Source organism: bacterium (assembly GCA_035691305.1).
Lineage (GTDB): Bacteria > Sysuimicrobiota > Sysuimicrobiia > Sysuimicrobiales > Segetimicrobiaceae > DASSJF01.
The window spans coordinates 1-22,940 of sequence record DASSJF010000026.1; the positions used below are offsets into that span (position 1 = coordinate 1).

At 68.4% G+C, this 22,940-nt stretch carries 20 protein-coding genes; 4 read left to right on the plus strand and 16 right to left on the minus strand.

The genetic code is table 11. The features are described 5' to 3' along the window. Positions 1–3: 3 nt before the first annotated feature. From VFL28_04180 to VFL28_04240, 13 genes are read right to left on the minus strand one after another with little or no spacing between them, the layout of a single operon-like run. Positions 4–963, minus strand: coding sequence for a Gfo/Idh/MocA family oxidoreductase (locus VFL28_04180; protein ID HET7263842.1), 960 nt, complete (start codon positions 961–963; stop codon positions 4–6). Positions 964–966: 3 nt separating this feature from the next. Further along, positions 967–1,422, minus strand: coding sequence for a VOC family protein (locus tag VFL28_04185; GenBank protein ID HET7263843.1), 456 nt, complete (start codon positions 1,420–1,422; stop codon positions 967–969). Between the two features lie 10 nt (positions 1,423–1,432). Continuing rightward, positions 1,433–2,689 (minus strand): M20 family metallo-hydrolase, encoded by a 1,257-nt coding sequence (locus VFL28_04190; GenBank protein ID HET7263844.1) that lies wholly within the window; start codon positions 2,687–2,689, stop codon positions 1,433–1,435. Further along, on the minus strand, positions 2,686–4,065 hold the full coding sequence (allB, locus tag VFL28_04195; GenBank protein HET7263845.1) for an allantoinase AllB: 1,380 nt from the start codon (positions 4,063–4,065) through the stop codon (positions 2,686–2,688). Before allB ends, VFL28_04190 begins: the two co-directional genes overlap by 4 nt. Then, positions 4,062–5,051 (minus strand): succinylglutamate desuccinylase/aspartoacylase family protein, encoded by a 990-nt coding sequence (locus VFL28_04200; protein HET7263846.1) that lies wholly within the window; start codon positions 5,049–5,051, stop codon positions 4,062–4,064. The genes allB and VFL28_04200 overlap by 4 nt, the downstream gene beginning before the upstream one ends. A gap of 3 nt (positions 5,052–5,054) precedes the next feature. Next, entirely contained in the window at positions 5,055–6,041 is a 987-nt protein-coding gene (locus VFL28_04205) for an NAD(P)-dependent oxidoreductase (GenBank protein HET7263847.1), read from the minus strand. Then, on the minus strand, positions 6,038–7,093 hold the full coding sequence (locus tag VFL28_04210) for an Ldh family oxidoreductase (protein ID HET7263848.1): 1,056 nt from the start codon (positions 7,091–7,093) through the stop codon (positions 6,038–6,040). The genes VFL28_04205 and VFL28_04210 overlap by 4 nt, the downstream gene beginning before the upstream one ends. Positions 7,094–7,099: 6 nt before the next feature. After that, positions 7,100–7,993 carry an ABC transporter permease gene (locus VFL28_04215; protein ID HET7263849.1) on the minus strand — a complete coding sequence of 298 codons (894 nt, stop codon included), beginning with the start codon at positions 7,991–7,993 and terminating at the stop codon, positions 7,100–7,102. After that, positions 7,986–8,906, minus strand: a complete 921-nt coding sequence (locus VFL28_04220; GenBank protein ID HET7263850.1) for an ABC transporter permease — start codon at positions 8,904–8,906, stop codon at positions 7,986–7,988. Before VFL28_04220 ends, VFL28_04215 begins: the two co-directional genes overlap by 8 nt. 38 nt (positions 8,907–8,944) lie before the next feature. Then, the gene (locus tag VFL28_04225; GenBank protein HET7263851.1) at positions 8,945–10,576 is read right to left on the minus strand and encodes an ABC transporter substrate-binding protein; all 1,632 of its coding nucleotides are present in this window, start codon (positions 10,574–10,576) and stop codon (positions 8,945–8,947) included. Positions 10,577–10,599: 23 nt separating this feature from the next. Beyond that, positions 10,600–12,027: a hypothetical protein gene (locus tag VFL28_04230; protein ID HET7263852.1), complete on the minus strand. Its 1,428-nt coding sequence runs from the start codon at positions 12,025–12,027 to the stop codon at positions 10,600–10,602. A gap of 7 nt (positions 12,028–12,034) precedes the next feature. Continuing rightward, complete coding sequence (locus tag VFL28_04235) at positions 12,035–13,255, minus strand: amidohydrolase family protein (GenBank protein HET7263853.1); 1,221 nt, start codon at positions 13,253–13,255, stop codon at positions 12,035–12,037. Between the two features lie 14 nt (positions 13,256–13,269). Then, on the minus strand, positions 13,270–14,331 hold the full coding sequence (locus tag VFL28_04240) for a Gfo/Idh/MocA family oxidoreductase (protein HET7263854.1): 1,062 nt from the start codon (positions 14,329–14,331) through the stop codon (positions 13,270–13,272). A gap of 114 nt (positions 14,332–14,445) precedes the next feature. On the opposite strand from VFL28_04240, the gene VFL28_04245 reads away from it, so the two are divergent. The 4 genes from VFL28_04245 (at position 14,446) to VFL28_04260 (ending at position 18,891) form a co-directional block, all read left to right on the plus strand. Then, the gene (locus tag VFL28_04245; GenBank protein ID HET7263855.1) at positions 14,446–16,053 is read left to right on the plus strand and encodes an ABC transporter substrate-binding protein; all 1,608 of its coding nucleotides are present in this window, start codon (positions 14,446–14,448) and stop codon (positions 16,051–16,053) included. A 27-nt stretch (positions 16,054–16,080) separates the two neighbouring features. After that, a complete protein-coding gene (locus tag VFL28_04250; protein ID HET7263856.1) occupies positions 16,081–17,013 on the plus strand; it encodes an ABC transporter permease in 933 nt (310 codons plus the stop codon). Between the two features lie 64 nt (positions 17,014–17,077). Continuing rightward, positions 17,078–17,902, plus strand: a complete 825-nt coding sequence (locus VFL28_04255) for an ABC transporter permease (GenBank protein HET7263857.1) — start codon at positions 17,078–17,080, stop codon at positions 17,900–17,902. Continuing rightward, positions 17,899–18,891, plus strand: a complete 993-nt coding sequence (locus tag VFL28_04260) for a Gfo/Idh/MocA family oxidoreductase (protein ID HET7263858.1) — start codon at positions 17,899–17,901, stop codon at positions 18,889–18,891. Before VFL28_04255 ends, VFL28_04260 begins: the two co-directional genes overlap by 4 nt. Before the next feature lie 24 nt (positions 18,892–18,915). Here the strand turns inward: VFL28_04260 and VFL28_04265 are convergent, their stop codons facing one another. From VFL28_04265 to VFL28_04275, 3 genes are all read right to left on the minus strand, one after another. Further along, complete coding sequence (locus VFL28_04265) at positions 18,916–19,956, minus strand: M20/M25/M40 family metallo-hydrolase (GenBank protein ID HET7263859.1); 1,041 nt, start codon at positions 19,954–19,956, stop codon at positions 18,916–18,918. 56 nt (positions 19,957–20,012) lie between these two features. Next, positions 20,013–21,161 (minus strand): DegT/DnrJ/EryC1/StrS family aminotransferase, encoded by a 1,149-nt coding sequence (locus VFL28_04270; GenBank protein HET7263860.1) that lies wholly within the window; start codon positions 21,159–21,161, stop codon positions 20,013–20,015. A 67-nt stretch (positions 21,162–21,228) separates the two neighbouring features. Further along, positions 21,229–22,836 carry an ABC transporter substrate-binding protein gene (locus VFL28_04275; GenBank protein HET7263861.1) on the minus strand — a complete coding sequence of 536 codons (1,608 nt, stop codon included), beginning with the start codon at positions 22,834–22,836 and terminating at the stop codon, positions 21,229–21,231. Positions 22,837–22,940: the final 104 nt, after the last annotated feature.

Consider the following 22,940-nt stretch of genomic DNA (forward strand, 5'->3'; position numbering starts at 1 on the left):
CTCCTATCGTCGATCGACGGAGGCGCGGTTTTCGGAGTCCGTATACATGCGAAGCACTACGTCGAGCGCCGCCAGGCCGTCCTCACCGGACGGCGACGGCGTCCGCCCCTCGCGGACCGCGGCGACGAACTCTCTCGCTGCGCCGAGGAAACGGTCTTCGGGTTCGCCCGGGACGGTGACGGCCTCGCCCCCCGCGGTCCAGCGCAGTTCCTTGCCGGTCCGGATGTGCAGGGACCCGTCGGAGCCAAAAACCTGGGTCTCCCAGCCGCCGAACGCGGCGCGGGGGGCCTTGTGTTGGACGATGGCGCCGGCGCCGCCGGACCGAAAGCCGAGCAGCGCGGTCACCGTATCCTCGAGCTCGACTTCGTACCCGAGCGTCCGGACGTCGGCGCGGACGGACTCGACGTCGTCACCCATGAGAAAACGCGCGCGGTCGACCTGGTGGATGCCGTTGTAGAACATCATGCCGCCTCCGGCTTGGCCGCGGTCCCACACCCACGCCGGCATCTCGCTCGCGCCGCTCGCCATCGTGTCGACGACGAGCCGGGGCCTGCCGATCTTGCCGTCGGCGATCATCGACCGAGCCGCGGCGACCTCCGGCCGAAACCGGTGCACGAACGACACCATAATCGCCAGATTCGCGCGGCGGCCCCGCTCGACGATCGCGGCCGCGTCGCCGCGCGTGGTGGCCATTGGCTTCTCGATGAGAATATGACAGCCGGCGTCGAGCGCGCGCATCCCGGCGGTCGCAAGAGAGGCATGAGGGACCGCGATCACCACCGCGTCGGGCCGTCGTGCGAGCAGCGCGTCGAGATTCTCGATCGCGCGCACGCCTTCGGCCTCCGCGCGGCGACGCCCGGCGGCGTCGGGGTCCGCGGCGAGCAGTTCGATGCCGTCTATCTGGCGGAACGCGCGAAGATGCCGCGCGCCCGCGGTCCCCATGCCCAAGATGCCGACGCGCACGCGCTAGACGGCCCGCGGCCCGGCGTCGGGTCCCTCGCCGGGCTTGTAGACCTGCATGAACTCGGTCTCGAGACCGGTGAGCCGGTCGGAGAGAAAGGCCACCCACCCTTCGGAGTGCTTGTGCGCACCGGTCACCTTGCACGCCGCGCACGGCTTGAGCACCGCGCCCTTTGCGACCGCCGCGGCGAGTTCGCGCTCGATGTCGTCGGTCGTGTAGCAGATGTGGTGCACGCCCTCGCCGTGGTGCTCTTCGATATAGCGGGCGAAGCGACCGTCCGCGTCCCATGACCGGCACAGCTGGTACTGAATAGCCCCGAGCATGAAGTGCGCCTCGCTCGACCGGGCTTTCTCGAATTCGTGGCGTGTCACGCCCGACACGCCGAGCACATTCTCGTACTGCTTGAGCGCCCCGTCGACGTCGCGCACGGCGATCGCCATATGCTTGATGCCGGTGATCATCGTCGGCCTCCTATTGTGCGAAGCGAGTAGAGAGATGGGAATCCGCGTCCTGGATCGTGTCCAAGAGGAGCTGCGCGCCGGCGGCCAGGTGCCTCGGTTCGGTGTACTCGTCCGGGGCGTGGCTGATGCCGCCTCGGCTTGGCACGAAGAGGAGCGCCGAGGCGACGTGCGGCGCGAGAATCTTGGCGTCGTGCCCGGCCCAACTCGGCATGCGTTGCACCCGCAGGCCGCGCCGCGCAGCCGCCGCCACAGCGATCCCGACCAGTCCGGGATCGAGCGGGGTCGCGGGCATCGTATCCCAAGGATCCAGCCGGAGGTCGAGACCGTAGCATGAGGCGGCGTCGCGGGCGGCGGCTTCGGCCGCTTCGCGAACCGCGGCCAACCCGTCGTAATCGGGCGCTCGCAGCTCCACTCGGACGCGGGCCCTGCCAGGAATGACGTTCGTCGCTCCGGGCTCGACGTCTACGCGGCCCGCCGTGGCAACCGCGCCGCCCTCAGCGTCAAACCCGAGTCGTCGGAGCGCCAGCACGAACGCGCTCGCGCCCCACATCGCGTCGCGCCGTGATTCCATCGGCGTGGTCCCGGCGTGGTTGGCCGCCCCCTCAAAAATGGCGGTGGTGCGGCTGATGCCCGCGATCGAAGTCGCCGCGGCCGCGTCCAAGCCCGCCGCCTCCAACCGCGGCCCCTGTTCGATGTGCAGCTCGAGGTACGCGGCGGCCGCCGGCGGCGCGCCGCGGGGTAGATCGCAGCTCCACGCGGCGACCCGCTCCGCAAACGAGCGGCCGTCCCGGTCTCGGAGCCCGACCTGGACTTCGGGACCCAACTGACCGACCACTGCGCGCGAGGTCAGGCATCCGACGCCGAACGAGTTGCCTTCTTCGTCGGCAAACGCGGCGACCGCCAGCGGGTGCGCGAGGCGGAAACCGGCATCGTGCAGAACTTGCGCGGCTTCGATCGCCGCGACCACGCCGAGGGCGCCGTCCAGAGTCCCGCCCATCGGCACGCTATCGATATGTGACCCGACTAAAATCAGCCGCTGCTCAGGGACCGGGGCCGCCGGCATGCCGAAGAGGTTTCCGGCGTCGTCCAGGCGGGGATCAAGCCCGGCATCCCGCAGCCAGGCCGCAAGGCACCGGCACGCCGCGGCATGATCCTCCGTAAAAGACAGCCGCGTCACGCCGCCGCGCGGATCCCGGCCGATCCGCCCCAACTCCTCCAGTCGACGGAGCAGGCGGCGCTCGACGATCCGCAAATCGGACGCCGTCATTGGGGCCGAAGCCATTCGCCCCAGCCCGGTTCGCCGGTGACCTGCCCGTCCCGCATCACGATGTGCCCGCGAACAACCGTCATGACCGGCGCCCCTCGAAACCGCATGCCGTCGTAGAGGAGCGCGGTGTCCCGCGCTTTGGTATAGAGACGCGTGTGGTCGTGCACCCACTCCGCGCGCGTGTCGACGACCGTGACATCCGCATCGGCGCCCGGGCGGAGCGATCCCTTCCGGGGCCACAGGCCGAACAGACGGGCCGGCGTCTCGCAGACCAGCCGCGCGAGCTGCGGCAGCGTGAGCCGCTCCTCGTGCACGGCGGTCAGCATGAGCGGCACGAATTCTTCGAGCCCTGGGAGTCCGGGCGGCGCCGTCCAGATGTCGCCGCCCACGGTGCCCTTTTCCGCGGCGAGGAACGGCGAGTGATCGGTCCCGACGACGTCGATCCCCCCGCCGCGGACCGCGTCCCATAAGCGGTCCACCGCCGTCCGGTCGCGCAGCGGCGGGTTGCACTTGGCGTACGGGCCCCACGCGGCCAGCGCGTCGTCGGTCAGCATGAGGTAGTGTGGACACGTCTCCGCCGTGACCTTCAACCCGCGGTCCCTGGCCGCGGCCACCATGCCGACCGCGTCCGCGGCGCTGACGTGCGCGATCTGGAGCCGCGCGCCCGTCGCGGCCGCGATCGCGATGGTCTGCGCGACCGACGCGGTCTCGGCGACGGGCGGCCGGGCGGAGGCATGCGCGCGCCCGTCGCGGCGCCCCGCCGCGCGTACGGCTCCGGCCGTGCGGTTGATGATCTGCTGCTCCTCGCAGTGCACGACATGCAACAGACCGGTCCGAGCGGCACGCTCCATGACCCGCAGCATGTCACCCGCGTCGGGGCAGCAGATGCCGATAAATTCGTTTTCCCGGCCGGGCACCGGATCCGTGCGGAACGTCTTGAACGCGACGGCGCCCGCGGCGGCGAGCGCCTCGATCTCGTCGAGGTTGTCCGGGTTGGCGCCGGCGTACAAGCCGAAGTCCACGATCGATCGCGGCGCGACGATCGCGGCCCGCTCGCGCAGAATCGCGGCGGTATGGACGGGCGGGATCGCAATCGGCATCTCCAGGATCGTGGTGATGCCGCCCGCCGCCGCCGCCTGCGTCCCCGTGACCCAGTCTTCGCGGTCGAGCCGGCCGGGGTCGCGCAGGTGCACGTGTGTATCGATCACGCCGGGCAGCACGTGCCGGCCGGCGGCGTCGATCGTCTCGCGCGCGGCCGGCATCGCATCGTCGCGATCCGCGGCGACGATCTTGCCGCCGCTGATCGCCACCGCCCCGCGGCGCACTCCCTCGGTGTCGACGAGCGTCCCGCCGCGGATCACAAGGTCGGCGATCACCCGGTGATCTCCTCCTCCACAACGCCGTAGAACGCACACCAGTCCCCCAGCTGCACCGACGGATTGGTGCGCATCCCGAACGGGATGCCGTCGAACGGCGCGCGCACATCCGCCAGCACCTCACCCCATAGGCCGTAGATCCGGGCGAGCCGCTCGCCCGCTTTGATGCGCTGCCGGAGCACGGAGGGCTCCGAGACCCAGAGGCCCGACGCCGGGGCCAGCACGACCGTCTTCTGATACCCGAGGGTCCACCGCCCGGCGTACTCCGGCGTACCGTCGATCATCTTGTAGTGGCGGAGGATGTTCGCAAACCCGTCCGTCAGCGCCTCCGCGTTGGCTTGAAAGCGCCCCGGGAACGTGTCGCAAAGACCGCCGAGTTCAACGGTGATCGCCGCTTTGCCGCGCTGCTTCATCGCGGCCTGGGGGCTGCCGCGTTCGCTCATCTGCTTCAACAGCAGGTCCCATCGCGGCCCCATCGCCTTTGCCAGTTCGAGCCCGGCCGGCGTGGGCGAGTAGAACATGGCATACGCCAAGTACGAATGCGCGCCGCCGGAGTGCACGGCCACCTCCAAATCGGCGTGCTCCGTCATCGTCGTGTAGTGGGCGTACGCAATGCGCTCCGTCAGATGTCCGTCGGGCCGGCCCGGATAGATGCGGTTCAGATCGTAGGTGAACAGATCGCCCGGGTTCCCGCGCGAACTGAACTCGAAAGCAGCCACGTTCACGACCGGCACGCCGACCACGGCGCCGCGCAGCCGCGCCGGGTCCAGGCGTTCCAGCAGCCGCAGGACGGCCAGCGGTCCTTCAGGTTCGTCGCCGTGGACGGACCCATCCAGCCAGAGCAGCGGCCCATCCTCGGTCCCGTTCACCACAGTCACCGGAATCTCAATGGGTCCACCGCCGGCACGCCGGCCGACCGGTATGGCCCCCGTGGCCCGCGCGCCGGACTTGGCGCGCGCCGTGCCGATCACACACTCGCTCTTCATCTGTCACCCCCGGTCGAAGTTGTCAGTATCCACCTCGCGGAACCGGCGAAGCCAGGCAACGGTCTCCCCCAGGCCGTCGTCGAGGGAGTAGCGCGGCGCAAACCCAAGCGCCCGGATTCTCGACGTGTCGAGCGGCCCGCGGCGCTGCGCCGCGGCCCCGTCGGCGTCCGCGGCGTCGGACGCCGGATGCCATGCAAAGCCGGGCTCGATGCGCCGCAGCGCCTCGGCCACCTCGGCCAGCGGTGCGACCGCGCCCGACGACACGTTGTAGCAGCCATGCGCCAGCGAGGGCGCGTCGATCAGCAGCCGGGCGGCGCGCGCAATGTCGGCGGCATACGTCCAGTCGCGGGCACGGTCGGCGCTACGCAGGCGAACTGTCCGTCGTTCAACCGCGGCGTGCGCCAGCACGTAGATCGCCGACATCACCGTCCGCGCTCCGGTCGGCCGCTCGGTGGGACCGTAGGGCGCCGCGATCCTCAGCGTCGCGGCGGCGAGCCGGGGTCCGTTCGCCTCGGCTACGAGCTGCTCGCCGGCGTACTTCGTCATCGTATACAGCGACTCGAGGCGAACGGGCGCGGCCTCGGACAGCGCGTCCGCGGGATCCGTCTCCCCGTAGACGCCCGACGAGCTGATGTAGACAAACCGGCGCGTCCCGACCCGCGCGGCAACCTCCAGCATGCGGACGGTGCCGAGGATGTTGACCGCCACAACGCGTTCCGGCTCTCGAGCCTCGACCTCAGGTGTCGACGTAACGACGGCGGCGTGCACAATGGCCGCCACCGGCTCCCGCACCGCCGCCTTCAGCGTTTCCGGCGCGGTGAGGTCCACCTGGAGGAACCGCACGCTCGCCCGCACGCCGCGGAGAAAGCTTTCCGCCAGGCGGTCCGGCGGGTTCTTGTCCAGGGCGAGGACCGATCGGCCCGTTTCAGCGAGATCCTTGACGACGTGCAGCCCGATGAACCCGGTCGCGCCGGTCACCAGGACCGTCACGGCAGCGGTGCCGGAAACGGCACGCCCACCTCGTCGCCCAGCGCGCGGAGGCGCTCGACCGTCTCGTCGAGCAGTTCGGCGCCGCACGCCAGCGCGGCATCGCGCCGTTCCCACTCGGGATCGCCCGGCAGCCGCACCGCGTCGACGCCCGGCTGGCGGGGCGCGCCGTGCACTTCGCGTGCGACCGCGTCAACACCGGCCCGAAGCGTCTCCGACCCGGCAAAGGCCTCGGGGTCGATGACAGCCAGTAGGTGACTCACACCCTGCGCCCGGCCGAAGTCGTACGGCGAGCCGACCGCCGAACCGGCCCGTCCTCCAGCGAGTCCGCCGGTCAACAGATCGACCATCACGGCGATGCCGTAACCCTTGTAGCCGCCGATCGGCGCGAGCAGCGCGTCGACCGCGGCGCGCGCATCGGTCACCGAACGGCCGTCGCGGTCCATCGCCCAGCCGGCCGGAATGGGTCGGCCGGCCGCCGCGTACTCGCGGATCAGCCGTTTGCCGGACGCGGCGTTCGAGATGTCCAGGACAACCGGCCGGTCCTCGGGCCCCGGCACCGCGATGCTCCACGGATTAGTGCCGACGAGCGGGACCGAGGCGCCCCACGCCGGCATCTCCGGACTCGCGTTGGTGAACGCCAGGCCGACGAGTCCCGCGCGCGCGGCCATCAGCGCGAAATACGATGCCGTGCCGAAGTGATTGCTGTTGCGCGCGGCCACCGCGCCGATTCCGCAGGCGCGCGCTTTTTCCATCGCGAGCGACATCGCGCGATAGGCCACCACCTGGCCGAACCCGTTGCCCCCGTCGACGAGCGCGGCGGCGGGCCGGTCCCGGAGCATCCGGAAGGCGGCCCGCGGTGTGATGCCGCCCGCGCGGACCCGGCGGGCGTAGATCGCAAAGCGCACGACACCCTGGTTCTGGAGCGGCGCGGTCCGCAGTTGGGCGTCGATCAAACAGTCGGCGAGAATCGCGGCCTCGTCCTCGCCCGCCCCGACGGCGGCGATCGCGCGCACCCCAAAGTCGCGCAGCCCCGCAATCGCGTAGCGCGCCACGGCGGCCTACCGGCCCTTCAGGCGCGGATCGAGCACCGCGCGGAGATAGTCGCCCACGAGATTGATCGCGACCACGGTGACAAAGACCAGCATCCCGGGGAAGACCATCAGCCACGGCGCGTAGCGCATGAACTCGCGCCCCTCGCTCAGCATGGTCCCCCACTCGGGCGTCGGCGGCTGCACCCCGAGGCCCAGGAAGCCGAGCGACGACGTGTCGAGAATGGCCGAGCCGACATAGAGCGTCGCCAGCACGATGATCGGCGGCAGCGCGTTTGGGAGCACGTGGCGGCGGATCAGGCGCGCGGCCCCGGCCCCCATGGCGCGCCCGGCCTCGATATAGGTGTGCTCGCGAATCGCGATCGCCGTTCCGCGCACGATGCGCGCGAACCGCGGGATGCCGCCGACCCCGACCGCGATCACGACGTTTTGAATGCCGACGCCGAGCACCGCGATGATCAGCAACGCGAGCATGATCGGCGGGAATCCCAGCAGGATGTCGATGGCGCCGGATCCCACGGCATCGACGCGGCCGCCGAGAAAACCCGCGGCCAGGCCCAGCAGCGATCCCAAGACGACCGAGAACGATACGGCCAGCACACCGATCGGCAACGAGATACGAGAGCCGTACAAGAGGCGGCTCAAGAGGTCCCGCCCGTACCGGTCCGTGCCAAACCAGTGCGCGGCGTTGGGCGGCGCGAGCGCGGGCCCCGTCATCATCGCCGAGGGGTCGTAGGGACTCAGCGCCGAGGCCGAGACCGCGGCAAGGGCGAGGACGGCGAGCAGGGCGGCGGCCAGCATGGCCGCCGGATACCGGCGCGCGCGAACGAGGCGCCGCCGCAGCCCCTCCGACCAGGAGCCCGAGCCGGCCGCACGCGCCGCGGGGAACGGTTTGCTAGCCAAAGCGGACCCGCGGATCAATCACGCCGTATAACACGTCGACGAGCACGTTCGACAGCACGTACGCGGCGGTCGTCAGCAGCAGCACGGCCTGGACCACCGGGTAGTCCTTGGTGAGAATCGACGTGACCAGCAGCGCGCCGATGCCCTGGCGCGCGAAGACGGTTTCGGTAATCACGCCGCCGCCGACGAAGAGGCCCAGCAGCAGCCCCATCATGGTCACCACCGGGAAGAGCGCGTTCCGCAGGGCATGGCGCAGCACGACGGTCCGTTCGAGGAGACCCTTGGCGCGGGCCGTCCGGATGTAGTCCTCGCCGCGCACGTCGAGAATGCTGGAGCGGACCAACCGCGCCAAGTTGCCGATGGCGTACGAGCCGAAGACGATCGCCGGCAGGATGAGGACCGGCAGGCCGCTCCCGACGATGGGCACCCATCCGAGCCGTAGACCGAAAAAGTAGATCAGCAGCATCGCGGTCCAATACCCGGGCATGGAGATGCCGACCAGCGCGACAAACATCGCGGCCGCGTCGACCGCTGTGTTCGGATACAACCCGGCCACCAGGCCGAGGAAAAGCCCTCCCCCGATCCCCACAACGAGGCCGGCGCCGGCGAGCTGCAGGCTGGCCGGCAACTGCTGCGCGATGACCTGGGAAACGGGCTGGCCGGTCGCAAACGACTGCCCGAAGTCGCCGTGGAGCGCGTGCACGACGAAATAGACGTACTGCGCCGGCAGCGGCCGGTTCAGCCCCAGTTTCGCCCGCAGGTTTGCCCTGACGGTGTCCGACGCCGGCCGGCCGGACAGCATCAGATTGACCGGGTCCCCCGGGATCAAGTGGAGCACCAGAAACGCGCAGGTCGTGGCGACCACGAGGACGGGCACGGCCCACAGCAGTTTGCGCAGCATGTACCGCGACATGCGACCTCGTGACGCTCAGGCGCCGCCGAACGGCGCGCTCAGGCTACAGATGCGCCGTAGAACAGCACTTGCCAGTAGCCTTGCGCCCACTTGAGATTGCGGACGGCGCGCCGGAAGCCCACCGGCTGCGGACTCACGTGGACCGGAAACATGAGCCCGCGGTCCAGGACCACGCGTTGAATATCGGCGAGCGTCTTGGCTCGCTGCCTGGAGTCGATCTGGCCGTCGGCCACGCGCAGCAGCCGGTCCAGCTCGGGCGAGCCGAACCGCGACCAGTTGAACTTGAACTTGCCGGGCGCCGGGATGTTTCGGGAAAAGAGAGGGATGTCGAGGACGCTGGGGTCGACGGCCACCCACCGGATTTCGCCGATATTGTACTGGCCGTGCATGACCATCTCGTCCTGCCGCGCCTTGGTCACCCGTTCCACGTTGAGCTTGATGCCGACATCTTTGACGGCCGCCTGAACGGCCACCTCGAGGTCGGGTTCGAGCAGCGTGATGAAGTGGATCTCGAGCGGCCGGCCGTTCTTCGTGCGCACGCCGCCCGGTCCCATCGTCCAGCCCGCCTCGTCCAGCAGCTGCCGCGCCTTGGCCGGGTCGTAGGCAAACATCTTTTCGACGCCCGGCCAGTAGCCCGGGGTCGTCGGCGTGATCGGCCCGTACGCCGGCTTGGCCACGCCGAAAAAGACCTGCTGCGCGACCTGCGGCCGGTTGATCGCATACATGTAGGCCTGCCGCACGCGCAGGTCGTTGGTCGGCTCCAGCTGTGTGTTGATGAGGTGCGCCAGCGGGATGCCGGACACGTCGCCGATCATCATGTCGAACCCCTGGCTGCCCTGGAAACGCTTCACTTCGATCGGCGGGACCTGGTCACATACGTCGATCTCGCCCTTGTCGAGCGCGGCGACCCGGGTGGAGTTGTCGGGAATGATGCGGACGACCACGCGCCTGAGGGCACTCGGCCCCTGCCGCTTGAACGGACCCGGCGCCCAGTTATAGGCGTCGTTTCGCTCCATCACGACGCGTACGCGCGGCACCCATTCGACGAACTTGAACGGCCCCGTCCCCACCGGATTGCGCGCGAAACCGTCGTTGCCCAATTTTCGCACCGCGGCCGGCGACACGATACTGAGCAGCCACGGGTTGCTCAGATTTGTGAGCGCGGCCGCGAACGGCTCCGTCCAGTTCACCCGGACCGTGTACGGGTCGAGCACGTCCGTGGACTTGTACGGCCCCAGAAAGTCAATCGCGCCCTGCGACCCCAGCTTCGGGTCCATGATCGTGTCAAAGGTAAACTTGACGGCCTCGGCGTTGAACGGCGTCCCGTCGTGGAACTTGACATCGTGCCGCAGCGAGAACGTGATACTCTTGCCGTCTTTCGAGTACTCCCACCGCTGGGCCAGCCACGGATAGAACTTGCCGTCCGTATCGAGGAAGAGCAGGCTCTCGAACATCTGCATGATCGCCTGCGCCTCGTGGCGCGACTGAGTGACGCGGGGATCGAGGGTGGCATAGTCCTGGTCCTCACCCCATGTGACCGTCGCGTCGGAGCGTCCTTGCGCGGACGCCTCCCGGCTCCACCCGGCCAGCGCGGCGCCCCCGAGCGCGGCCCCCGCCGCTCCGCCCAACAGCGTGCGTCGCGAGAACGTCCCGAGTCTCGTGTCCTTCACATCGGCACCCCCATCCGTCCGTCTCATTTCCTCGACTCCAGTAGACCCAGTTCCGCGAGAGCCTTCGCGGCTCCGTCCAAAGTGGAGAGGTCCATCCCGGCGTAGTTGGGAGAAAACACCACGCCCTTGCCTCCCGCGCGGTACGTCGCCAGGACACTGCGGCGCACGATGTCGGGCGTACACCGGGCTTGATCCTCACGCGTGCGCGGCGCGTCGACACCGATGCCCATATAGACGTCCACCTTCCCCTTGACGGCGCGCACCGTCGCCAGGCATTGCCCGTACACGTACGTGTCGGGGTCAAAGCCGGTCTGCACGACCTCGTCCCACGGCGCCTCATCGATGCCGAGAAACCGGTACATGATCGGTGTCATTTGCTGCGGCGTGACGTCCCGTAGAATGGAGCGGTGCCAGTCCGTCATCTCCTTCACGTACACGCCGCCGGCCTGGTGCTGGTAGGTGATCGGCTTGACCCAGTCGCTCCACCCGGTCATTTCCTCCCACGGCCACTGGGCCTTGCGCAGGGGGTTCAGGTGGTTGCGGTTCCACACGTTGAGGCCGAATTTCAACGAGCCCCTGCACCACTTCACGACGCCGTACAGTTCCCGGTCCATGTCCTTGTTCCGTTCGACCCAGAACCGCTCCCAGACCAACAGTTCCGGATGGTAGTACAGGACGCGCAGGAACTCCACGAAGGCGCCGTCGGACAGTTCGCCGCCTGACCGCGCGGTCTGAAAGACGTCGTAGGCCGTGCGGTAGGCGAGCCGCGCCGCCTCGGCGTCGACCCCCCGGGCCGCCGCCAGACGGCGGCAATGCTCGCAGAAGCAGTGCGGCGCGGCGCCGCCGATCAACGCGTCGAGCGGGCTGCGACGCTCGTTGCACCACATCACGCCGTCGATATCGTAGCTGCGGCAATAGTCTTCGACAATTGAGTGCCACCAAGTGCGGTAATCCGGATGGTTGATGCACGGGGCCGCGCCGACGCGATTGAACGCGTCGACCTCGAGCGTCTGGGGGAGGTTCGGCACGGCGACGACGTTCGCCGCGCCGTGGCCTTCGTAGTTGAACAGCGGTTCCATGACCTCCGGGTACACCCGCATGCCCCGCCGCCGGGCTTCCGGAATGACCGTCTCCAGCACGTCGACGCCGTTCAGCGCCTCATCCTGCGCGCGGAAGCCCGTGATGAACGTGTTGCGATAATACTGCGGATGGTCGGCGATGTAGGATCCGCCGCGAAGGGGCTGCGCGTCGCGGGCGCCGTGGTCGGGCCAGCCGTCCAGCTTCCACGAGATCCGGCGCCCGACTTTCAACCCGAGCCACGAGATCGTGCCGATCAGCAGGACGTTGATGCCGAACCGTTCTTTCAACGTGTCGAGCAGCGGCCCGACGCCTTCGTCGACGAAGCTGACGGGGCTGATCTGGATGCCGACGAATTTCTCGGACGCGGTCATGGGCCGCTCACCAATCGTACCAATCCCGGAGCTCTCCGTTGTCGACCAGATGGGCGCCGTCTACGAACACGTGGCGCACCGCGCCGAGGACGCGGACGTCGGTCAACGGATCGCCGTTCACCGTCACGAGGTCCGCGAGCTTCCCTTCCTCCACGGTGCCGAGCCGGTCGGCGTCACCGCGCAGCTCGGCGCTGTTGACGGTCAGCATCTGGATCACGTCGAGCGGTGAGTCAACGGCCTCGTACCGGAGCAGCGCCTCCATCTCGCCCATGATCTCGTCGTGCGGGACGCACGGGCTCCCCGCATCCGTGCCGAAGGCGAATTTGACGCCCGCTTCGCGCATGCGCCGCAGAAACGCGCCCGGCGGAGCCTGCTCGGCCTGCTTTTTGCGCGCCGCGGCGACCTCCGCGGGCATCCCCCTCGCCGGGCCGCGCTCGGTCTGCAGGACCCGGGGTGAAAACGTCGGCACCACAAACATCCGGCGCTCCACAATCCGCGCGAGCACGTCGTCGTCCACCGGACCGCCGTGTTCGATTGAATCGAACCCGGCCGCGACGACGTTCGCGATGGCCTCGCGAATCGAGGCGTGGGCCGTAATGCGGCGTCCGAGCCGGTGCGCTTCGTCCGCCGCCGCGCGCAGTTCGTCGACCGAGTACTGCGGCGTCCGTTCGTTGGCGATGACCTTGATGTGGTCGGCGCCGAGCTTCACCTGTTCGCGAACGGCCGCCCGGATGCCGTCGATGCCGTCGGCTTCGCGGCCGCACCACCAGGTGTGACCGCCCGTGCACATGATGGCCTTGCCGGCGATGAAGAGCCGCGGCCCTTTGAGCAGCCCGCGCCGCAGCGCTTCTTTGGCGTCGACGGCGCTCACACGCATACCGACGTCGCGGAGCGCCGTCAGCCCCACGCGGAGCGACTTGCGCAGATTTGCGGCGGCCTTGATTCCGTTGATGCCGTCGGAGTCGTTCAGCGACTCGTCCCGCAGGATCCCCGTCGGGCCGCCGTCCCACCCCCTGCCGCTCCATCCCACGTGCACGTGGTTATTGGAGAATCCGGGCAGGATCGTCTGGCCCTCGACGTTGAGCGCCGCGGCCCCCGGGGACGCGCCCAATTCGCCGGCCGCCGCGATGCGCGCGATCCGGTTGCCGTCCACCAGCACGTCGGCGGGAACCCGCGCCCCCCGCCGGACGTCCAGCACATGTCCTCCCCTCAACACCACTCGCGCCACGCCGCTTCCTCCCTTCACGTGATGGGGCGCGCCGCCGGCACATCGTGGCGCGCGTAGAACTCTTCCATAACGACGGCCCGGCCGGTCCGGTGTGACTCTTCGCACGCCGCGATCGCGCCGAGGGTCCGGAGGTGATCCGCGCCCGACGGATGAGGCCGGGCGACGCCCTCTTGCAGCTGCGCCGCCACGTGCGCGAGGAGCAGCCGCGCGTCGTCGACGAGCGGCTGCTGATACGGCAGCTCGATCGGCGCCGTCCGTTCCGCGTCCCGGCCGCGGGCGATGTGCAGATCCGCGAACATCTCGCGCTGGACCAGCGCGCCGTTCCCGCAGTCCGTCCGCCACTCGAATGTGGTCATCTTTGTCTGCGCCGACCACGTGCCGATGTACGTGACGAAGATCCCGCCTGCGAACTCAAACACCGCGGACACCGTGGCGTCGTGCCGGTACATGCTCCACGTGGGATTGTGGCACCGGCATGAGACCCGTTCGAGTTCGGCGTCGTAGACGAAGCGCATCGTGTCGAGGTGATGAATGGTCTGTTCGTACAGCATAGGGTGAAGCATCGTCAGCGGATAGCGGTTCAAACCCGGCCGGTAGCCGTCACGATTCCGCCAGTAGACGTAGCGGGCGAACTCGGGGGCGCCGATCTCCCCTCCGCGGAAAATCTCCCGCGCTCTGGCGACGCAGTGCTGGTAACGGAAATTCACCGCGACCGTCAGCGTCCGGCCGGCACCCTCGGCGGCCTCGACGATGCGGATCGCCTCGGCGATGTCAACGGCGAGCGGCTTTTCCGAGAGGAGATGGGCGCCGTGGTCGAAAATGGTACACGCGTCTTCGAATCGGTCCATCGGCGGCGTCGCGAGCACCACGAGGTCGGGGCGCAGGGCCCCGAGCGCGGCGGCGAGCGACGTAAACCAGCCGCCGGCCGCCGGCCCGGTCTCTTGCATGCGAGCAAGCCGCTCGTCCGACCGGTCGACGTAGCCTACGACGTTGACGCGGGGCTCTTCGTCGAGGAGGCGCGCCCAGACGCGCCCGCGGGCCCCGAGGCCGACCAAAAGCGTGCGCAACGGGTCCATATCGGGGCGTTCTGCCGTACCCGCAGGAAATCCTGCCAAATCATCCGAAGGTGGCCATTTATGGTGCGGCGCCGACCGTCCGACGATGCGCCGCCATCCCGAGAGGAGCGACACATGGGCCTGCATGGCATGACCCGCCGAAGCCTACTCCTTGCCACGTGCTCGGCGCTCGCCGGTGCGTCGGCCGCCGGACGCTCTTGGGCGGCCGCGGCGCCCGGCGGCGCGCTGACGATCGCGATGCCCGCCGATGCCGAGCCGGCGTCGCTCGACGGACAAGTCGATCCCTATGTCAGTGCGTGGTTGCTCAACTCCTTTGTCACCGACCCGCTGGTCATGCTGACGTCATCCGGCCGGTACATCCCGATGCTGGCCACGGGGTGGACGACCGCCGCCGATGGCCGCGTCTGGACACTCTCGCTGCGCCAAGGTCTCGTCTTTCAGGACGGCACGCCGTTCGACGCCGAGGCCGTGAAGTTCAACATCGACCGCGTCATGAACCCGGAGACGCACTCGGCGCTGATGGCGAGCTATCTCGGCGTGAAAAATTACCTCAAGACCGAGGTGGTCGACCGCCTGACGGTTCGTGTCATTTATGGTTCCCCGGTTCCCGCGCTGCTGTACGGACTCAGCATCTTTCCGCTGTGGTCACCCACCGCGGTCAGGCAGTTTGGGAGCGGCTTCCAGCAGCACCTCGTTGGTGAAGGCGCCTTTCGGCTGGCCGGCTGGGCGCGCGGCGACAACGTCCGCTTCGTGAGGAACCCCGCCTATCACGGGGCCCGCCCGTGGCAGGAGCACGAGGGGGCGCCGTTTCTCGAAAGCATTACGGTACGATTTGTCGGCGATCAAGGCGTGCTCGGACAGATCCTCAAGACGGGCGAGGCCAATCTCGTCGCGGGTCTGCCGGCGCAGGCGGTCGGCACATATGCCAACCAGCCCGGCTACGAGGTCGTGGCGGGGTACCAGTCCGGCAACGGCATGATGTTCTCGATGAATACGGCGCGCCCTGCGCTGAACGACGTGAGGGTGAGGCGCGCCCTGCGCTACGCCTACGATCAAGACCGGATGAACCAGACGCTGTACGGCGGCAGCTACGTGACCGTCAGGGGCCCGCTGACGAAGTACACGCTGTACTATTGGAAGGGCGCCGAGAACGCGTACCGGCTCGATCCGGGCCGCGCCCGCTCGCTCCTCGATGAAGCCGGCTGGAAAGACAATCCGCGCACCGGCGTTCGGGAAAAAGACGGCCGGCCCTTGACGCTGACGATCGTGATGCTGCACCACAAGGAGATCGGCGAATACCTTGCGGCCCAGCTGCGCGCCGTTGGCGTGGACCTGCGGGTCGAAGTCGTTCCCGGCCCGGTACAGCTGCAGCGCGCGTTCAGCGGCGACTTTGACATCATCTACGAACGGCTGCGGAGCTATGAGCCCGACATCCTCGCCGACGAATTCTACTCCAAGAACTACCGTCCGGGAGGGTGGGCGTGGACGCGCTATCAGAACGCCGCGCTCGACAAGGTCCTGCTCGAGACACAGTCCACCACGGATCCGGCGCGGAGGCGGGCGCTCTTCACCGAAGCGCAGAAGACGGTGACGGAGCAGGCCCTCTACCTCCCGACACTCGACGATCCACAGTATTACGCGATGACGCGGAAGGTCCGCGGCTTTCGGCTCGGCGCGATCGGCTCATGGTACTTCGTCAACGACGTGTCGATCAGCACGTAGCCCGCCGGCGCGCCGGGACGGTCTGAGATGGCGGGGTACATCGGACAACGGGTGGCCGTCCTGATCCCGGTCGTCGGGCTGGTCTTCACCGTCGTATTCGCCATCATGCACGCGCTGCCCGGAGACCCGGTGCAGCTGATGCTTGCCGGCGCCGAGGCCGGCGTCACCACGCCGGAGCGCATCGCGCAGCTGCGGACCAGCATGGGCCTCGACCAACCGCTGTATGTGCAGTACGGCCGTTTCATCGCCCACGCGCTGCGCGGCGACCTGGGCGAATCGATACGGTTTCAGTCGCCGGTGAATGAATTGATCACCGGGGCCTCGCTGCAGACCTTCCAGCTGAGCCTCGCCGGAATGGCGGCGGCGCTCCTGATCGGCATCCCGCTCGGCATCCTCGCCGGCATCCACGAAAACACGTGGTTGGACAACGCGGCGATGTTCGTCTCGCTGCTCGGCGTCTCCATGCCGCTGTTCTGGCTGGCGCTGCTGTTGATTCTTCTGGTGGCCATCCATCTGCAGTGGCTCCCGGCGATCAGCGGCCAACAGCTTCGGGGGCTCGTCCTTCCCGCCTTCACGCTCGGGTTCGTCGCCGCCGGTCTCATCAGCCGGCTGATGCGCGCCAGCCTGATCGAGGCGCTCCGGCACGATTACGTCCGCACCGCGCTGGCGAAAGGGCTTCGCCGCCGGGTGGTCACCTCGAAACACGCGCTCCGCAACGCGCTGATTCCGGTGATCACCGTCGCCGGGCTTCAGTTCGGCGGCATGCTGAGCGGCGCGGTGATCACCGAAACCATATTCAGCCGGCCGGGCCTCGGCTCGCTCATCGTCAAGGCGATCCTGTGGCACGATTACCCGCTCATCCAAGGCGCGGTGTTGCTCACCTCGGTGGCGTACGTCTTGGTCAATCTGGGCATCGACCTGTTGTACGCGTTGATCGATCCTCGGATCCGCTATGCCTGAGGTCGCCGCAAGCCGCCTGCCGAAGACCGTACAGCCGTCGCGACGGGCGGGCCGCGGGTCTTCGATCACATGGAAGATCTTTGTGCGGAACAAAGGAGCGCTCGCGGGCGCCGTCATTCTGGCCGGATGGATCGCCGTCGCGGTCCTGGCGCCCCACGTCGTCCCGTTCGACCCGCTCGGACTCGTCGCACCGAGCCGGCAGCCGCCCTCGCTCGCTCATCCAATGGGAACGGATCTGCTCGGCCGCGATATCTTCAGCCGCCTGATCTTCGGCGCGCGGCTCTCGCTTGCCATCGGGCTGATCAGCGTCGTCATCGGCATGACCGCCGGGTCGCTCATGGGCCTCGTGGCCGGCTACTATGGCCGCCGGCTCGACGCGACGCTGATGCGCATTGTGGATGCGATGCTGGCGTTTCCGGGCCTGCTGCTCGCCCTCGTCGTGATCGCCTCCCTCGGGCCGGGACTGGTCAACGTCATGCTGGCGGTCGGCATTTCGTCCGTGCCGCTCTACGCACGGCTCGTCCGGGGGTCCTGCCTCACGGTGCGTGAGGTCGAATATGTGCAGGCGGCGCGGGCGCTCGGCGGTCGGGACCGCCGCATCATGTTCCGGCACATCCTACCCAACGTGCTCGGTCCGCTCGTCGTCCTGTCTACCCTGCAGGTCGGGAGTGCGATCCTCGTCGGGTCGGCCCTCAGCTACCTCGGCATGGGCGCGCAGCCCCCCACGCCTGAATGGGGGCTCATGACCTCCGACGGGCAACCGTACCTGGCCTCGGCATGGTGGATCTCCACGTTCCCGGGATTTGCGATCTTTTCCGCGGCGATGGCCGTGAACTTGCTGGGGGACGGCCTCCGCGCGGCGCTCGATCCCCGGTCGACCTACCGATGAGCCGCGCCGGCCGCCCGGGATCGGTACGCGTTGGGATTATCGGGGCGGGCATCGCGGGAGAGCGCCACGCCGCCGCGTTTGGCGCCCATCCGGACGCGATCGTCGCCGCCGTCGTGGACGTCGATCCCGAGCGGGGACGGCCGCTCGCGGCGCGATTCGGCGCCGCCTGGTTCGCCGACTATCGGGACGCGTTCGCGCACGGCATCGATGCGGCAGTGGTCTGCCTCCCGCACGCGCTGCATGCCGGCTGCGCACTGGAGGCGGCGCGGGCGAAGATTCATCTGCTGCTCGAGAAACCGATCGCCAACACCATTGAGGACGCCCACCGCATCGTGGACGCGGCCGGCGCGGCGGACACCCGGTTGATGATCGGTTACGTCCACCGGTTTCGCCCTGAAGTGCAGGCGGCCCGCGAGCTGATCCGGGCGGGACGTCTGGGGCGGCCGGCCACAGCGCTCGATCGGTTCATCAGCGGCGGCATGCGCGACACGCCCGGGTGGGTATGGGACCGGTCGCTGGCCGGCGGCGGCGTCGTGATGTACGGCGGCGTGCACGCGATCGACCGCCTGCGCTGGCTGCTGGACGACGAAATCACCGAAGTCTATGCGCGATCCTCGACGTACAGTAACGCCGCGGACGTCGAGGACGGGCTGTGCGCGGTCCTGACGTTCGCGTCCGGCGCGACCGCGGTCCTGTACGAAAACGCGCCCGGGTATGGGCGGCTTGGACCGTGGACGACCGAGGTGTTCGGCAGCGAAGGCGCGCTCATCATCACGACCGGGGCGAGCGTGGAGTGCCGTACCGCCCGGGGTGCCGAGCGGCAGACGTACAGCGAGGATCGGCGGTTTGAACGTCAGGCCGAGGAGTTCCTCGGCGCCATCCGCGAGCGCCGGCGGCCGTCCGTGGACGGTTACGACGGGATCCGCGGCCTTGAAGTGGCGCTGGCCCTGTACCGGTCGGCCCGGTCGGGCAGGCCGGCGCCTGTCTAGCCGGTCACAGGCGCGAACGGCGGCTCAGCGCGGCGCCGTCAAAAACGCCGACAGCAGGTCGACACAGGCCTCCAGGTCCGTCTCATCCACCGTTTCATATGGGCTGTGCGTGTACCGACACGGGAAGGCGACCATCGCCGTGGGGATCCCTTCCTGCAGCCATTCCCGGCCATCGCTCGAAAAGTTTTGGAAGACCGCGTGCTGCAGCGAAATACCGGCGGTCGAGGCGCAGCGGGCCAGCCCCGCGGTGAGACCGGCACTGTAGGCGACAGCCATGTCTTTGTGCACTACGACCGGTCCCCGGCCGAGCCCGACGGGCATTTGACGTTCGTCGACGAGCGGCACGTCGCCGGCCAGGCCGACTTCCAGGACGAGACCGAGGTCGAAACCGCGAATGGCGGACCGTGCGCCGATCAGCCCGATTTCCTCCATGACCGTGGACCCGAACCACACGTCGTACTGCAGGCGGCCGCGCTCGACCCGGCCGGCCAGCTCCGTCATCACGGCGAGCGCGGCGCGGTCGTCCATGGCCTTGCCGACGATGTTCCGTCCATTTCTTCGGGTCGGGACCACGTTCACCACCGGCAGGCCCGGGTGCACACCCATCGCCTCGACGCCTGCGCGGCTTCGCACGCCGAGGTCAACGTAGAAATCCATCCAGTCGAGGCCGTGCCGCTCGTAGTGCGCGCGCTGCTGCCGGGTCAGCACGTGCCCGGTCGCGCTCACGAACGTGCCCTCCACGATGCCGGCCGATGTCACGATGGCGGCGGGCAGGCCGAGCGGCACCGGTTCGGGCGGACGCTGCTCGCCGAGGCCGCGCCCCGCGGTCAACCAAAGAAACCCGGCGGCATCGATGCTCTTGACGCGAAAACTGATCTCGTCGGCGTGCGCGCCAATGAGGATCTTCGGGCCGTGTCCGCCCAAGCGCGCGAGCACGTTGCCGATGGGTGTGGTGTCGACCTCCATACCGGCGTTACGCCACCGCTGCGCCAACCACTCCTGCACCGGCGACTCGCCGCCGGTGGGTCCCGTGAGCTCGGTCAGCGTCTTGACCAGGGTGAACATGGCGGCGGACTCGTCACCTCCCGCATTCGCGCCGGCGCCGTCCGGGCCGGGCGCCGCTACGCGGCGGCCGGCACGCACTCGCGTACGGCGGCGGCGACTTCGGCGAGCTGCTCGTCGCTCATCGTTGGGAAAATCGGCAGACAAACCAGACGGTCCGCGATCGATTCGGCGATCGGGAAAGCGCCGGCGCCAAAGCCCAGGTGCCGGTACACCGGCTGCAGATGCAGAAGCGGCGTGTAATACGCGTGCGTCGCGATGCCGCGTGCGGCGAGGTGCCGCCGCACGTGGTCCTTGTCCTGAACCAATATCGGAAACGTTCGATAGACGTGCGTGACGCCCGGCTCCTCGTGCGGGAGCACCGCGGCCAGCCCGTCGAGAAGCTCGCGGTACCGCTCGGCAATACGCCGCCGGCGCACAATGCAATCATCGAGCGAGGGCAGCTTGGCCGTCAGGACCGCCGCGTGCAGACTGTCCAATCGTTCATTGAAGCCCTCGGCGATGAGCCGCCACAGGCGGACCCCCGCGACCAACCCGTCCTGGTCGTCCATGCTCAGGTCGTGCCCGTAGTTGCGGAGCACTTTGACCCGCGCGGCGATATCGTCGTCGCCCGTGGTCACGATGCCCGCGTCGCCCGTGGCGCCGAGGATTTTCGTCGGCGCCAGGCTGAAGCAGCCGGCGTCTCCGATGGTACCGACCTTTCGCCCCCGGTATGTCGCGCCGACCGCGAGCGCCGCGTCTTCGATCACACGGACTCCCTCGCTGCGGGCGATGTCCAGAATGGGATCCATATCGGCCGGATGACCGAACAGATGGACCGGCAGAATCACCTTGGTTCGGCGCGTGATCTTTTCACGCAGGCGGCCCGGGTCCATGTTGAACGTCCTGGGATGCACGTCGACCCAGACGATCGAAGCGCCGCAGTGGCTGATCGCCATCGTAGTCGGAATATCGGTGTTGGGGACCGTGATGACTTCATCGCCCGGCCCCGCGCGGCACGCCAGCAGCGCCAACTGCACGGCCGCGGTCCCGGACCCCACGCCCACGGCGTGCCGCGCGCCGCAGTAGCGGGCGAAGTGCTCCTCGAACGCGCGCACCTCGTGGCCCATCGTCAGGGTGCCGCTCTCGAGCACGCGACGGATGGCCGCGTCGATCGCGGACTGCATCGACAGATAATCGGCCCGCAGATCGTACATCGGCACGCGCATGTGAGTCACCGAACGCTACCGGAACCGCGGACCACCTTGAGGACGCGGGGCCGGTACGCGTCCGGGGTCACTTCTCGAGATAGACGTCGTTGACGAAGAACCAGTTGCCGATGGCGCCCAGTTTGAATCCTTGGACGGTCTTCTGCATGGCGTAATACACCGGGTCGTCCACGGTCGGCAGCGCCAGCGCGAAATCCGTTATCATGCGTTGGGCCTGGGTCCACAGCCGCTGCCGGTCCGTTTGGGACGAGGCGCCTTGCGTCTTCAGCAGCACCGCGTCGAGCGCGTCGTTGTGAAACCGCGACCACGCCCATCCGCCCGGCTTGTCGTTCTTCGAATACCAGATGGCGAACAAGCTCCCATCGGGTTCGAAGGTGCGCTGCCGCTCGTAGATGAAGTCGAAATCGCCGCTTTGTGCCCGCTGCAGCTGCACCGGTCCCGGCACCACGGCCACCTTCAGGTCGACCCCGATCTGCCGGAACTGCGCCGAGAGGTACTCCCCGATCTCTTTGTGATGCAGCATGACGATGGTGAAGCTGAGCGGTTTGCCGCCCTGCTCGCGGATGCCCGTCTGCGGATTGAGCTTCCACCCCGCCTCGTCCAGGAGCTGGCGGGCCTTCGCCGGATCATAGGAATACGCGGTCTCCGCGCCCTTCCAGTAGAAACGGCTCGACGGCGTCAACGGGCCCTTCGCCGTGACGTAATCACCGCCGTAGAGCGTCTCGTTCACCTTCACGGGATCGTACGCGAACCGAAGCGCCTTGCGCACGCGGATGTCGCTCAGCCCGGGCCGGCTCGTGTTCATGACGAACTGCATGCCCGTGCCGGGTTGATATCCCAGGACGACCCGATAGTTTGGGTTGCCCCGGTACTCCTTGAGACTCTGGGACGGCACCTTGACGACGAGATTGACTTCCCCGGACTTCAGGACCTGTCCGAGCACCCCGGGGTCTCCGACGAACCGGACGTTGATGCCGTCGAGGTACGCCGCCCCGGCGTGCGATTGCACCGACGGAGAGCCGGCATAGCCCGCGTCGCGCGAGAACCTCACGTGATCGCCGCGGGCCCATTCGGCCAATTTGAAGGGGCCCGCCCCGGTAAGATGCTGGGGGAAGCTTGCGCCGTATTGTTTGACGGCCGCGGGCGACCACATCGGCGCCACACTGAGGCCCCACAGCGCAATCGGAACCGGCCCCGAATATGTGATCTTCACGGTCGAATCGTCGACCGCCTCAACCTTCTGGAAGTTGCCGGCGCCGAGAAAGTCGGCCAGTTCCGCCGAGTGCGTGTTGGGATCCATGATCCGCTCGATATTGAATTTCACCGCCGCGGCGTTGAACGGCGTGCCGTCCTGGAACTTGACCCCCTTCCGGACGGTAAGAGTCCAGACTTTGCCGTCTGGAGACACCGTCCAGGCCGTGGCGAGCGCCGCGACGTACCGTCCGTCCGAGTTGAGGCGGATCAGAGGATCGGCGACGAAGGAGTTCAAGAGTTTGGTGCTGTCGTAGGGGTCAACCTGAGAATCGAGGTTGGCCGGCTCTTCGTCGGCCGGCCAGGCGATGGCCAACGTCCCGCCTTGTACCGCGGCGGGACGGGCGGGCAGTGCCATCACGGCCACGAGGCTCACGAACACCGCCAGCCCAGTCGCGCTGACAATCCACCTGCGGTCGTTCACGAACCGTCACCTCCCGAAGCAGCACCGCCGGTCAGACCGGACGGGTGACGCCTTATACCTGACGGCCCGCAGGAAATCCTGCCAAATGGGCCAATTTATGAAAG

Bases quoted from the DNA above. Each gene is read 5' to 3' on its own strand.
- VFL28_04190 (HET7263844.1), bottom strand. From the start codon at position 2,689: ATGACGGCGTCCGATTTGCGGATCGTCGAGCGCCGCCTGCTCCGTCGA.
- VFL28_04200 (HET7263846.1), bottom strand. From the start codon at position 5,051: ATGAAGAGCGAGTGTGTGATCGGCACGGCGCGCGCCAAGTCCGGCGCG.
- VFL28_04270 (HET7263860.1), bottom strand. From the start codon at position 21,161: ATGCGCGTGCCGATGTACGATCTGCGGGCCGATTATCTGTCGATGCAG.
- VFL28_04240 (HET7263854.1), bottom strand. From the start codon at position 14,331: ATGGACCCGTTGCGCACGCTTTTGGTCGGCCTCGGGGCCCGCGGGCGC.
- VFL28_04245 (HET7263855.1), top strand. From the start codon at position 14,446: ATGGGCCTGCATGGCATGACCCGCCGAAGCCTACTCCTTGCCACGTGC.
- VFL28_04260 (HET7263858.1), top strand. From the start codon at position 17,899: ATGAGCCGCGCCGGCCGCCCGGGATCGGTACGCGTTGGGATTATCGGG.
- VFL28_04230 (HET7263852.1), bottom strand. From the start codon at position 12,027: ATGACCGCGTCCGAGAAATTCGTCGGCATCCAGATCAGCCCCGTCAGC.
- VFL28_04185 (HET7263843.1), bottom strand. From the start codon at position 1,422: ATGATCACCGGCATCAAGCATATGGCGATCGCCGTGCGCGACGTCGAC.
- VFL28_04220 (HET7263850.1), bottom strand. From the start codon at position 8,906: ATGTCGCGGTACATGCTGCGCAAACTGCTGTGGGCCGTGCCCGTCCTC.
- VFL28_04250 (HET7263856.1), top strand. From the start codon at position 16,081: ATGGCGGGGTACATCGGACAACGGGTGGCCGTCCTGATCCCGGTCGTC.
- VFL28_04265 (HET7263859.1), bottom strand. From the start codon at position 19,956: ATGTTCACCCTGGTCAAGACGCTGACCGAGCTCACGGGACCCACCGGC.